This window comes from Nitrosospira sp. Nsp13, assembly GCF_900101945.1.
Taxonomy (GTDB): Bacteria; Pseudomonadota; Gammaproteobacteria; order Burkholderiales; family Nitrosomonadaceae; genus Nitrosospira; species Nitrosospira multiformis_D.
Genome location: NZ_FMVD01000011.1, coordinates 37,439 through 50,766, shown reverse-complemented (window position 1 = coordinate 50,766; position 13,328 = coordinate 37,439). Strand labels below are relative to the sequence as shown.

Annotated in this window: 12 protein-coding genes; 6 read left to right on the top strand and 6 right to left on the bottom strand. The window is 47.6% G+C overall.

The window, feature by feature from the left end; translation table 11 throughout:
* Window positions 1–84: 84 nt before the first annotated feature.
* The 6 genes from BLO43_RS12555 to hemP all read right to left on the bottom strand — a co-directional run bounded on the left by BLO43_RS12555 (window position 85) and on the right by hemP (window position 4,087).
* Entirely contained in the window at window positions 85–861 is a 777-nt protein-coding gene (locus tag BLO43_RS12555) for a PepSY-associated TM helix domain-containing protein (protein ID WP_090907351.1), read from the bottom strand.
* Window positions 858–1,514 carry a DUF4198 domain-containing protein gene (locus BLO43_RS12550; protein WP_090907350.1) on the bottom strand — a complete coding sequence of 219 codons (657 nt, stop codon included), beginning with the start codon at window positions 1,512–1,514 and terminating at the stop codon, window positions 858–860. The genes BLO43_RS12555 and BLO43_RS12550 overlap by 4 nt, the downstream gene beginning before the upstream one ends.
* Window positions 1,515–1,815: 301 nt before the next feature.
* Window positions 1,816–2,799 (bottom strand): multicopper oxidase domain-containing protein, encoded by a 984-nt coding sequence (locus tag BLO43_RS12545; protein WP_090907349.1) that lies wholly within the window; start codon window positions 2,797–2,799, stop codon window positions 1,816–1,818.
* A gap of 437 nt (window positions 2,800–3,236) precedes the next feature.
* On the bottom strand, window positions 3,237–3,701 hold the full coding sequence (gene bfr, locus BLO43_RS12540; RefSeq protein ID WP_090907348.1) for a bacterioferritin: 465 nt from the start codon (window positions 3,699–3,701) through the stop codon (window positions 3,237–3,239).
* A 40-nt stretch (window positions 3,702–3,741) separates the two neighbouring features.
* On the bottom strand, window positions 3,742–3,936 hold the full coding sequence (locus BLO43_RS12535; RefSeq protein WP_074630277.1) for a (2Fe-2S)-binding protein: 195 nt from the start codon (window positions 3,934–3,936) through the stop codon (window positions 3,742–3,744).
* A gap of 19 nt (window positions 3,937–3,955) precedes the next feature.
* Complete coding sequence (gene hemP, locus BLO43_RS12530; RefSeq protein ID WP_198140818.1) at window positions 3,956–4,087, bottom strand: hemin uptake protein HemP; 132 nt, start codon at window positions 4,085–4,087, stop codon at window positions 3,956–3,958.
* A gap of 213 nt (window positions 4,088–4,300) precedes the next feature.
* On the opposite strand from hemP, the gene BLO43_RS16505 reads away from it, so the two are divergent.
* The 6 genes from BLO43_RS16505 (at window position 4,301) to BLO43_RS12500 (ending at window position 13,327) form a co-directional block, all read left to right on the top strand.
* Window positions 4,301–4,522, top strand: a complete 222-nt coding sequence (locus BLO43_RS16505) for a hypothetical protein (RefSeq protein WP_175443952.1) — start codon at window positions 4,301–4,303, stop codon at window positions 4,520–4,522.
* Between the two features lie 633 nt (window positions 4,523–5,155).
* Window positions 5,156–5,977 (top strand): ABC transporter permease, encoded by an 822-nt coding sequence (locus tag BLO43_RS12520; RefSeq protein ID WP_090907345.1) that lies wholly within the window; start codon window positions 5,156–5,158, stop codon window positions 5,975–5,977.
* The gene (locus BLO43_RS12515) at window positions 5,967–7,412 is read left to right on the top strand and encodes an ABC transporter ATP-binding protein (RefSeq protein ID WP_090907344.1); all 1,446 of its coding nucleotides are present in this window, start codon (window positions 5,967–5,969) and stop codon (window positions 7,410–7,412) included. Before BLO43_RS12520 ends, BLO43_RS12515 begins: the two co-directional genes overlap by 11 nt.
* A gap of 10 nt (window positions 7,413–7,422) precedes the next feature.
* Window positions 7,423–8,895: a methyltransferase domain-containing protein gene (locus BLO43_RS12510; RefSeq protein ID WP_090907343.1), complete on the top strand. Its 1,473-nt coding sequence runs from the start codon at window positions 7,423–7,425 to the stop codon at window positions 8,893–8,895.
* Complete coding sequence (locus tag BLO43_RS12505; RefSeq protein WP_139149278.1) at window positions 8,879–12,559, top strand: glycosyltransferase; 3,681 nt, start codon at window positions 8,879–8,881, stop codon at window positions 12,557–12,559. Before BLO43_RS12510 ends, BLO43_RS12505 begins: the two co-directional genes overlap by 17 nt.
* A gap of 33 nt (window positions 12,560–12,592) precedes the next feature.
* Entirely contained in the window at window positions 12,593–13,327 is a 735-nt protein-coding gene (locus BLO43_RS12500; RefSeq protein ID WP_090907341.1) for a hypothetical protein, read from the top strand.
* The last annotated feature ends 1 nt before the right edge of the window (window position 13,328 follow it).

The window sequence follows — 13,328 nt, the reverse complement described above, 5'->3', positions numbered from 1 at the left end:
CCTCCCGGCGGATGCGGGAGGCAAAAGAATACAATTTACATCGGCATCGTTATATGAATATCCAATCCATAAAAGGGTGCAATTTCATGATAGTACGATCGTGTTCAGCATAAGAACAAGTAAAGCGGTGAGCGTAGTACCGATCAGACTCGCCGCCAGCAGCCGCGGGCCATGCAGGCGGCTCCACAGCAGCGTTCCGGTTATCGCCAGAATGAGCAGAGCGCCGGCTAATGTGTCGGTGAGCAATATCCATGCGTTGGACATCCCGCTTCCCTTGTGAAAATTGGCGAGAGTTGCCCAGAGATTGGCATCTTTCTGCTCAATATGCGTATCCGCGTCACCTTTCCAGTACTCCGCATTTACATTCAGATTGGGTGCAATGAGCGTAATACGCCAGTTTTCTGGTTGCTCGATTTGGCCTCCCCCCCACGGAACCGGACCGGCAGGTTTTTTCTGGACGCGGGATTTAGCGTCAGGCAGCTTGAATTCCGCCCGTAGCCATGCTTCCAGGGCCTCAGGGGTTTGCAGGCTGGCGGCGGGCGGAGTAAGCACTTGGCGAGTTTCTTCCTGCTTGGCCAGCGGGATTTTCATCTCGGTGCGATGATTGAGCAGAATACCGGACACGCCGAACAGCAATCCCATCACCGCCCCCCATAACCCCATCCATGCATGCGTACGGCGCAGCCAGACAAGAAAACGGCCACGCTTCATGCCTTGCGACAGAAACAGGTAGCCGCGCGGTTCAACGGGGGGCGGTTGGCGCGAGTCAGCTGCACGCGGCTGAGCTATGTGTGCCTCAGCCGGACGTGCTCCGGTTGCCCGCGACTCAGGTTCGCTTGTACCGGATTGCGGTGTACTCATTTGTAAACACTAAGCGTGACTTTATGGATCTCGATGGCGTAAGCCTTACCCTCGAATTCCCCTGGGTTCTTATGTTCATATTTCGCTTCAATCACATACAGGCCGGATTCAGGCAGCGAAAAAGAGACTTCCCCTTTCTCATCAGTCGTCAGATGCTTCTCCCATCCATTCGGCGCAATAACGATGATCTCGGTTTTTGCCGCAGGCTTGCCCATGAAGCTCAACCGCAGCAAATCGCCGGTGTTCTCTATATCCAGCGGCAAACTGCCGCCTTTGCCAAGGCGTGCGTACAAAAAGCGTTTTGAAACAGGGCCGGGATTTTCGCCTTGTGGTTCACGTATAGGCTGTTTAAGTGCCTGCACCAACACCGCATTGCCCGTGGTATTACCGGATATCGCAAAGTAACCATTCTCGCGGATGGGTTTGACGGGATTTTCCTTGCCTGCCGCGTCAATCACCGTCGCCGCAGGCTCGACGATACCGTCGAGCCTGCCGGGTGAAGTTTCACGCAGATTCTCGCTATATTCCCCGAAATAAAGCTTGATGGCTTTGGCATCGTTCTCCAGCCACAGTGCATGAGCCGAGGCATTGAGACTGAACAGACCGCTAACGATAGCAGCAGTGGCGGCAAGTATGATGTGCTTGGACCTCATAAATATTTTCCTTTTTGGTGAGTTTTGATGGGTTACGCTATGCTCCACCCATCCTACGTGAGCCTTTTTCCATACGCTTTCTCTCTCTATTTCATGAAGTCTTAATGCATTTCCCACATCCCCTTTCAAACGATTTTTAGTAGGATAGGTGGAGCATAGCGCAACCCATCATTCGCCCATCCCCCCAGGGGTTGGACATCGGAGTGAGACACGAACCCCAACATATCGCGGCATTGGAAATAAACGTTGGGGTTCGTCACCCCAATCTACCCGAAGGAGGGAATGCATGAATACGCGTCTTTTAAGGCAGGACGCGCCAGCGAGTGGACATGCCCGCCATCATGTGGTCGTCAACGTGGCAGTGAAAGAGCCAGTGGCCGGGAGAGCGGGGAACCATGTCGACCGAAGTCATGCTGGCTGGCAGAACTTCAACCACATCGGTCCGGCGTCCGTGATCGAGTACCGTCTGTCCGTGCCAGTGGACGGTATGATTATCCGTTTCGTTACCCAACGCGACGACGTGCCAGCGAACACGCTTGCCAAGCCGGGTTTCATAGCCATTCAGATTGCCAAAAATGCGGCCGTTAATCGTATGTTTCATGCCGCCTTCTTTTCCTTCTTCTTCATTAAAAATCATGTAGAGAGCGGTAAATTCCTGATCCACATCGCGCGGCGCAGGATCTGAGCCGGAACGCGCCATCCCTTTGCGCGTGATGACAATAGTGCCTATCAGGCCGAGATTCGGTTCCTCCTCTTCCATTACATGGGAATGATAAAGCCAGACGATTGATGAGGGATCAGCAGGTCCAGGGCCTGCATCCTTGTCCGCAATCCAGGTGTAAGTGTGGGACTTACCCGGCGGAACACTTGCTCCCGCACCGTCCCCGTCCGCTCCTTCGCTGTTTTTGTCATAAAGCATCCCGTGCGGATGCATGGAAAGCGGCCTGTCTGTCTTGTTCAGAAAATGAACCCTGAGGGTATCCCCCACCACGGCCCGAAGCTGCGGCCCCAGAATCCCCATCCATTCAGGCTGTGCCAGCGGCTTGGCATAGCTGCCATCCGTATAGCCTATATAGCGGTACTTGGTGTAAGCCGGCGTTTCCCCCCATACGCCGAGCCCGGCTTCGGGCTTGATCAGGTTTCGTCCCGAAGGCGCGTAATTCCATGCTGTCTTTTCAGCGGCGATCCAATATTCCCTCACCACCGCCTGTGCCGGAAACGACATCCAGCAGCCCATAACAAAAGCTATCAGCCCGGTGATCCTGCCTGCGTAATTGGAATTCATGCTCCTACCTCGATAACTCTCTCGTTCCGACAGTAACTCATTACTGTACGGGTTTGTTGGACGAACACAACGACCCAAATCAATATGCCTATGAACTATTTGCAACCTGACACCTGCAACAGCTTACGTAGGATGGGTAAAGCGTAGCGTAACCCATCAAAACCCCGCGCCGGACCGTATTAACAGCGTCACGTAGCAACTCAGGTAGCGGATGAATGGGCATGTCTTTCATGCCATGAAGACAAGCGAGCGGAATTCCGTCGGCGAGAGATGCGACTGCGATCGGGAAGGGAGCGGTAACGCCTGAGAAAAAAATTTCAAACTGCCTCACAGCCCGTATTCCCTGGCAAGTCGGATAAAAAAAGCTGGCTTGCCCAGAATGGGCTGGCTGGCAAAATGCCGCCGGATTCAGGAGAACCGGGCGGCAACGGATAAATTTACATCTGGCTTTGCAGCCAGTTCTGGATACCCACTTTCTGCAACACATCCAACTGCGTCTCCAGCCAGTCGATATGCTCTTCGGTATCTACCAGAATGTCCTCGAAAATCTCCCGCGACACATAATCCTTGGCGGCTTCACACGCGGCAATGGCGGCGATTAGAGTCTCGCGGGAAATTACCTCAAGCTTGAGGTCGCAAGCCACGCATTCTTCCGCCTTTTCACCAATCATGAGCTTGCCGAGTTCCTGCAGATTAGGGAGCCCTTCCAGAAACAGGATCCGCTCGATCAATGCGTCGGCGTGTTTCATTTCCTCGATGGATTCTTCGTATTCATGCTTGCCCAGGCTGCTAAAGCCCCAGCTTTTATACATGCGGGCATGGAGGAAGTACTGATTGATGGCCGTCAACTCATGCTGCAGTTGGCGGTTTAGCCACTGAATAATATCCGCGTTGCTTTTCATGTTTGCCTCCTCAGGCGAGATCTCGCATAGGCGAGTGGGTTTATGTGGGCTGGTATTGCGCCAGCGTTTTCTGCATCAGTGTTTGTTCCAACACCTCTTTCGCGTGGCAGGCACATATCCCGCATTGCCCGCTTACACCCAGACAGGTTTTCAAATCCCGCATCCGGTCAGCGCCGTTGTGGACAGCCTCACGGATTGCGCTATCGGTTACACCTTTGCAGACACAAATATACATGATAAGCGACCCAAGTCTACTATTTAGTTAAAATCAGTTTGCCGTTACGTGTGCGGCGCAAACGGTATTGCTCGCCCTGATGTTGAATAAACACTTCATCGCCATGCTGAAACAAGGTATCGCTGTAAATCCGCTCGTTCTGCTCCAGCATAACAAAATTTCTTTTATTAACATCCACTTCCGGAACTACGCTTGACTTTTCCATATAGTGCTCCTTCAGCGATTATTAATGAGAATGATTCGTAATTATATTCACTTCTAAGGGAAATGCAATACTTAACAAAAAGATTTTAAAAATTACCAAGAAATGGCATCCAAGCAGATAGAAGACGATTTATCCGAAATAACCATCAAGGGGAAACGAATGCGCCCTAAGCGAAAGCACGCTGATCCTAGCGCTGAGCTAAAAATGAGCGGTCAATTGCCGAATTTAAGTTTATGTTATGATGTGCCACACAATGTGACAGAAATAGCAACTGCTGGCATATGCCCAGATGATGAATTTCATCATCCGGAGCTTGACCCGAAATCCAGCCCTAACAAGTTTGCACTCCAGCGTTTACGTAGAATGGGTAAAGCAGCATAACCCATCAAACCACACACAACACAATCAACCATGACCGGTGCTGGCGAGTTTGCGGTTGGGCGAGGCATGAAAATTTCCAATGATGGATTACGCCTCCCTCCACCCATCCATTGAAAACCGTATAGAAATATAATGTTCTTTGAACCCAGATAATCCATTAGGACGCGAGATAATGGCGAGGCAGGTTGCGAGACAGTTTTGCCGGCTGGGAGAAGTCCATAGCTTGATCTATGGACGTCGAGCCAGCGGCGAAAATGGCCGCAACTGACCGCCAACACTCGGGTAGGCTCGGAGAGTCGATTAATGGATTATCTGAGTTGAGGCGCCCAACCCTTCTGCCATTGCCTGGCAGAGCACTCATGGATAGCATCCATTCGAGAAAACCCGCTAATGTCGGCTCGCAGGACCGCTCAGCTTTCTCACTATTTATTCCGGGATTGATTCTTTTTATCCTGAACACCTTATGGGGCAAGCTGTGGGCATTCTATCAGCAAGGTTTCGAGGCCTCCTCCCACTTATGTCGCAGATCAATTGTTATCGCATGGGAAGCGAAACAGAATGGACCGAAGATTATGAGACTCGTGGCTTACCTGACGGTCCCGTTATCAAACAGAATCTTTCTCTGTTAATCGCATGCAAAAGTTTTCCATATCACCGCGCGAAATGACGGCCAGCCTCTGGCGTAATCGAGGCCTGATCACCGCTTTAGTTAAACGCGAGGTCATCGGACGCTATCGCGGCTCCATCATGGGCATCGCATGGTCATTCTTTAACCCTCTGCTCATGCTCGTGATCTATACCTTTGTGTTTTCTGTTGTATTCAAAGCACGTTGGGGTGTGGGCGGGGAAGAAAGTAAAACTGATTTCGCTATTATTCTCTTCGTCGGTATGATCGTGCATGGGCTGTTTGCCGAGTGTGTTAACCGCGCCCCGGCATTGATTCTCTCTAACGTCAATTACGTAAAGAAGGTGATTTTCCCTCTTGAAATACTTCCCTGGGTTGCTTTTGGTTCGGCGCTATTCCACACTACCATCAGTATAGGCGTGCTGCTCATCGCGCAGTTTATCCTGAGTCACCAGATTCCTTGGACGGCGATTCTTTTCCCTTTTGTTCTGCTTCCGCTAGTTTTTACGGCGATGGGCTTTGCATGGTTTCTTGCCGCTTTTGGCGTATTTGTGCGTGATGTCGGACAAACGACCGGAATGTTTACCACGGTATTGCTGTTTATTTCCCCCGTGTTCTATCCTTTAAGTATCTTGCCGGTCAAATATCAGGTTTGGCTACAACTCAACCCACTCGCTTTTATCATCGAAGAAGGGCGAAAGGTACTAGTCTTTGGGCAACTGCCGGATATTGGACAATGGAGCATCATGATGGCAGCAGGAGTGCTAATCGCCTGTGCGGGTTTTGCCTGGTTCCAGAAAACACGCAAAGGATTTGCCGATGTTCTCTGAAACTAAAAATATTGCAGAATCCGCTGCTATTTCACTGCCTCTTGAAAAAGAGGAGCAGGAGGAAAAACGCTATGAAGATGAAAGTACAATAACGAACGGTAGCGTAATCGCCATTCGCGTCCAAAATCTTTCCAAGTGCTACCAGATTTATGACAAACCACATGACCGACTAAAGCAATCGTTTTATCCGCGGCTGCAAAGACTCATTGGTCAGCCGCCCAAACAATACCACCGTGAATTCTGGGCGCTCAAGGATGTTTCATTTGAGGTCAAGAAGGGCGAAACCGTAGGTATTATCGGACGCAATGGCTCAGGTAAATCCACCCTACTGCAAATCATCTGTGGCACGCTGGCGCCTACTAGCGGGAATATAGATACCAAAGGCCGTATAGCAGCCTTGCTGGAACTGGGCTCTGGCTTCAATCCAGAATTCACCGGGCGCGAGAATGTTTACATGAACGGGACCGTACTTGGACTAAGTAAGGAAGAAATTGACGAGCGTTTTGATGCTATTGCCTCCTTTGCCGATATTGGACAGTTCATGGATCAACCCACCAAGACATACTCTAGTGGCATGTCGGTGCGTCTTGCTTTTGCCGTGCAGGCGCAGGTCGATCCGGACATTCTTATCGTGGATGAGGCGCTATCTGTGGGTGATATACGTTTTCAGAATAAGTGTTTTAGAAGATTTGACGAGTTGAGAGAAAACGGTTGTTCAGTTCTCTTTGTTACACATAGTTTGGGGCAAATTGATGCCTTCTGTGAATCCACCATATGGCTTGAAGCAGGATATATTAAGGCGCAAGGAAAACCCGCCTCTATAACGCGCGCCTATACAAATCTAATGGTCCATGGGTTGCCTACAACTAATGATATAACTCAACAAAATAAATATGCGGAAGAACAGGAGGCGCAATTCCAGGATGAGGAGCTTAATAATAGCAAAAAAAATTGGTTGTCATTGAGTAACTGCAAAAACATAAAAAATCCTGGAATGGTTAAGCTCGGTCGTTTTCGCGTCGCTTTTGATGAACAGTTCGGATTAACAGATATAGAAAGCCAGTCAAGTATCGTAACCGTAGAATTGGAAGCCGAATTTTCAGAATTTGTAACATCCCCCTTATTGGGGTTAGGTATTTTTAATAATTTGAATGAACCGGTGATTCATTTCAATAGCTTCGTGATTTGGTCTGACTTGGATGAGATAGCGCCTGGAAAAATATTGCTGTTTAATTGTAGATTTACAATGCCTCCACTCCGCCCTGGTGAATATTTGATAACAATAGGCATTGATGACGGCGTACCAAATTCCAGCATTGTGCTATGCCACGTTTATGATCTGTTCCCGTTTCGTGTTCGGGCTGAGGATATATTGCATGTTCAAGGCGGGTATGTTGCGATTGACAACGCCATAATAGAAATGCACACGAGATAGGATATCGAATATGGACTACTTTTTACCTCGTACGTATCAAATCCGTCAGAATCATGATCACTACCTGGATTTACCAAGTCACCTGATATATCAGCCACATGTTTACCGTTTGGCTTGTTTTTTAGCACAAAGGAGTGGAGCAAAATCAATTATTGATATCGGTTGTGGTTCCGGGGAAAAGCTCAAGATATTTAGCGAAGAGTATAAAATTATATGCGTGGACTATGCTCCTGCGCTTAATCTTGCCAGACAGTCAATACCTTACGCTCAATTTATAGAATTCGATCTTGAGAATGGACTCCCAATAATTCCAGACGAAGTGCTCAACAAATCAATTGTCATATGTTCTGACGTGATAGAACATCTAAAGAAACCGGATCGACTAATGAGAGCTCTTGCCAGTCTGTCCAAGTTAGTTCCGTATGTTTTGATCTCAACACCCGATCGGGACCGAGCACGTGGCTGGCTGGATAACGGACCACCAGCAAATCCCGCCCATACAATGGAGTGGAACGCTTCAGAGTTTGTGAGATTTATGCGTGATTCGGGATTCGAAGATGTTCCTTTATACGGCCATACAATCAATACAGACATTCATGAAGTAAAATCGACCATTTTGACAGTATCGGGCATACATGCGGCTAAGCCAGTTTCTAGCGCACAAAACTTTCGTATCGCAGCGGTAATTCACACCTTCAATGAGTTTGATATTTTGCCCGAAGTGGTTGAGCATTTAGTCTCACAAGGCATTGAGATCCATGTATTTGATAATTGGTCTACTGATGGGTCCTGGGATCTTGTAAATACGTTAGTGACCTCAGGTAAGGTGCGTCACGCGGAAAGATTTCCGGATAAAAGCAGTGGTGATTATAAATGGAAACTACAGCTGGAAAAAACTGCGGAATATGCAGCAAAACTTGATGTTGATTGGGTGATGCACCATGATGCCGATGAAATACGCTGCAGCCCATGGTATGGGATCTCATTAAGAGATGCATTTGCCTGGGTGAATAGTCTCGGATATAGCGCTGTTGACTTTACAGTCATTGATTTCCGTTTTTTGACGCGTCAACCCCAGATATCTAATAGCTATCAGAATAATTTGAATCATTTTGAATTTGGTAGAAGGCCTGGACATTTTGAACAAATAAAAGCATGGAAGAATAACACTAAGGTCGATCTGGCCAGCAGTGGTGGGCATCAAGCGATATTTCAAGAGAGAAGTATTTTTCCTCTCAAGTTCTTGATGAAACACTATCCATTGCGAAATGCTTTACAAGCAAATAACAAAGTTTTTAAAGACCGTCTTCCTCGTATGGCGGCTGAACAGAAGGCTTTTGGCTGGCATAAACAATATGACGCGTTTGGGCAAGCTGGTTTCGTTGATGGTTGGGATCCGTACAAGCTTATATCGTGGCATTCAACATATTTCATGAGTGAGTTTGTAGTAGAAAGAGTTAGCGGAATTGGGTTACAAAGTTGAATCTACATTAAAAGTCTATATGAGTTTTCAGGTAAATTATCTACAAGCGTCAGGCTACATTTTTGATACGAAATTGAAGATCTGGCTTCGTTCTGAATATCCCGGCATCAGCTACAGCGATGGGGAGGAGACTGAGCTACGTATAGCCAGTATCATCAATCAGGCTTCTGACATTACCGTCCTTTCAACAGAACTGCGTCAACACTGTACTGACTGGCCAACGCTCTATCACCTATCTGGCACGCGTGCCAACATCCTGCGTCCATTTGCGGCATCGTTCACTGGCGATATTCTTGAGATCGGTTCTGGTTGTGGCGCAATCACTCGTTACCTGGGTGAATGTGGTGCAAACATTTTAGCACTCGAGGGAAGCCCCCGCCGTGCAACGATCACTCGCTCCAGAACGCGAGATCTCAAAAATGTAACGGTGCTGACGGAAAAATTCGATCAATTCCAATGTGACCGCCGGTTTGACGTGATCACTCTCATCGGGGTCCTCGAATACGCCAATCTCTTTACGACTAGCGAGAGTCCCGCACTTGCAATGCTCCAACGCGTTCGGTCTTTGCTTAAACCCGAGGGCAAATTGATAATCGCTATCGAAAACCAATTAGGACTGAAATACTTTGCAGGGGCACCAGAAGACCATTTGGGGCAACCCATGTATGGTATTGAAGGCCGTTACAAAACAGATCAACCACAAACTTTTGGTCGAGCAACAATCGCTGAACTATTGGCTGAAGCGGGGTTCGCTAATGCCGAGTTCCTGGCACCGTTCCCGGATTACAAACTACCCGTTTCCATTTTGACCCAGGAAGGGCTTTCTAACAAAAGATTTGATGGTGCTGCGTTAGCATGGCAAAGCGTAAGACGTGATCCTCAGCTTCCATCGAGCACGAACTTTTTACTAGAGCTGGCCTGGCCTGAAGTGTTCAACAATGGATTAGCTTTGGACATGGCCAATTCTTTCTTGATTGTTGCATCATCATTGCAGCAACAAGTCATTAAGCCTGGGATCCTAGGATATCACTATAGTACAGACAGGATTCCCCAGTATTGTAAAGAAATAGTATTCGAGTATTTTGACGAGCACGTGATGGGGGTTAACTATCATCTGTTGGGTGGTAACCATTCCAATGATAAGCCAGATCAGATTATCAAGTTTGAGTGCCCAGAGCGGGCTGTTTATGCAGAGGGCATACCCCTGTCTCTGGAGTTCATAAAAATAGTTACGCGTGAAGATTGGTCTATTGAAGAGGTAGGAGCTTTCATTCGACGTTATATAAATTTGCTCTCTCTGGTTACTGGCGAGAAAGCAGATTCAATTGTCTCGTTACAACTAACTGACAAGCTTCCAGGTGATTTTTTTGACATGGTTCCGCAGAATATTATTGTCAGCTATAGTGGACAACCTTTCGTCATAGACACCGAATGGGCGCTAAATGGTGATATCGAACTTGGGTGGCTCTTGTTTCGTACTTTGTTGTTGGCAATTGAGTCTGTCGCGTGCTTTGGCAGAAACTCAACGGGACATACCTATTCGCGGCGCGAGTTTATTAAATCAGCTTTGTATTCGGCAGGTTATTTGCTTTCGGACGATAATTTTTTACGCTTTATCAAGCTGGAGTCTGATATTCAGCGACAGGTAAGCGGACGCACATCGCAAGGGCTTCTATATTCTTGGTCAGAACAAATGCTGCCAGCTTTTTCCATAGCCAAGCACGATAAGCGAGTCCTAAACCTTAGTCAGATCATAGCTGAACGAAATGAACAGATCGTCAACCTCAATCAGATCTTGATCAATCATAGCAATAGCATTGCCGGGTTAAGCCAAGTCATAGCTCAGCAAAATGAACAGATCGTCAATCTCAATCAGACCGTTATCGAATATAACAACTGCATCGCCAAGTTAGAGTTCGAGCCAGAATCCACCATACAGCGAGAGATATCGGAACATACATCACAAGACCTTTCAAATTCTCAATCAGGGCAAATGCCGACATCATCCTTCGTGACCCAGTGCGATAGACGAGTCGCATATCTTAACCAAGTCTTAGGTGAGCGAGATAAGCAAATCGCTAGCCTTAATCAGACCGTGATCGAATGTAACAATCGTATCGCCAGGTTGCAGTATCAGTTTGAGGATCAGATTGTGGAGATTCATGCTTCTACTTCCTGGCGCTTGACCAGTCCCATCCGAGCAACCAAATCAATATTGATAACGCTGGGCATACACGCGAAACAAGGAGCACTGGCGGGAATCATCCGCTCCGCTGGGTTCAATAACCTGTTGCGTCGTGTATATAAAAACTTTCCATTACCTTTAACTGTCAAGCAACGACTTAAGGAAATCTATCTACATCAGTCCGGCACCTTCAATCAATCTGACAATTCTAATCAGTCTGATAATCCTGGCATCGCCAACGAAAACACCTTTCAACTTGACGCAAACCGGGAAACTCTGCCTATGATAGCGGCAAGTGCCAAGCAATTCGACCCCAATGATCCTTGGGTATTGGTGGTTGATCTCCGTACACCTACTCCCGACCAGGATTCCGGATCTGTACGCATGTCAGCAATCATTCGCTTGCTACGGGAGATGGGATTCCGCATCACTTTTATCTCCGATTCGGAGGAACGCTTGCCCCATTACCAGGAGGTACTGGAAAGACAAAGTATCGATGTTCTTCACGGATTCGATGCAGCTCGCAGTCACCTAGCGACCATAGGGGGAAAATATCATTTTGTATTACTGTCCCGACCAGAAGTAGCTTTTCAATACCTGCCCTATGTCAGAGCGTATGCGTTATATGCCACCATCATTTATGATACCGTCGATCTTCATTGGGTCAGATTTGAGCGTGAGATGCAAATATCGGGTGATCGTGCTCTGCTTGATGTCATAGCACACTTTCGACGTTTGGAACTTTTCAATACTGCCTGCGCGGATCTAGTACTCGCGATCACTGATGAAGAAAAAAATCGCCTCCTCATTGAGCAACCAGACGCGAAAGTTACCGTATTGCCAAACATTCACGAACCTTGCCCCCCGAGAACGTCTTTCGATCAACGCAAGGACCTACTCTTCATTGGGGGCTTCTGGCATAAACCCAACGAAGATGCAGTTATATACTTTGTTAAAGATATCCTGCCACGGATCATTGAAAAGATCCCTGACTTAGTTTTTTATATTATCGGAAGCAATATGCCGATGTCGATAAAATCATTACATTCGGCCAATGTAGAACCTTTGGGATTTGTGGCGGACGTAGTACCTTACTTTGAGTCTTGTCGTATATTTGTAGCACCATTGCGTTTTGGTGCAGGCATGAAAGGCAAGGTGGGTCAAAGCATGTCGCATGGACTGCCGGTAATCACCACACAGATTGGAGCAGAAGGTATGGGTCTTCATCATGGAAAGCATGTTTTGATTGCAACCAATCCTCAAGATTTTGCCGACGCAGTGGTTCAGCTTTATAGTAATGAACCTTTGTGGCGCAACCTTTCCGCAGAGTCGCTTGCCTATCTGGCAGCCAATTATTCACTCGCTGCAACCCAGAAACGAATGGCCAGGATTTTTACTCGGACACAAAATGAATACAGTCTAACTGAATGCCAAGAGGATGGGGTCGCAATTACCGCCTGTGCGGTGAGTTCACTTTGATCAATGCTCCACCCAAACTAAAGGAACCACTACATGGGCAACGATCTACAAAAACAGACGGCAAGCAAGATACTGGTGGTTGGAGTATATCTTGTGGACAAGGAGAATCTTGCCTCCCAGATTACTCGGGAACTTGCAGATAGCAGCAATTGGAAGGTGGAACAGCGATGGGTTGCATTGGGTCAAGGCCAACCTGACTCAGATACAGCGCACTTCACAATACGAGTTACCAATACACCTTCGCCAAAGTTTTTATTGCTAAATCAGCTACTGAAGACAGTTGAGCTACACGACTTTGAGTACCTTGTAGTAAGTGATGATGACATTCATTTACCCACTGGCTTCCTGGACAACTATCTTGCATTGGTATCACACCACGGTTTCGCCATTGCTCAGCCTGCTCGAACACATAATAGTTATATTGATCATTGGTTCGTTGAACAATTGGATGGCATCGACGCCCGCCGGACACGCTTCATCGAAATTGGACCTCTGTTCTCACTACATCGCAGTACATTCGATTACTTTTTACCATTTGACGAGACAAGTCCTATGGGTTGGGGTAATGATTTTGTGTGGCCCGTTCTGGCAGAGAGGTACGGCCTTAAAATGGGCATCGTCGATGCTGTACCAGTTACTCACAACTTGCGTAAACCCGTGGCGTATTACGACTATGAGGCCAGTAAAAACGCTATGAACAAGTATCTCGCCGAGCGACCACATTTATCAAGAGAAGACGCGTTTTTTATATTGGAATCCTATGTCTGAT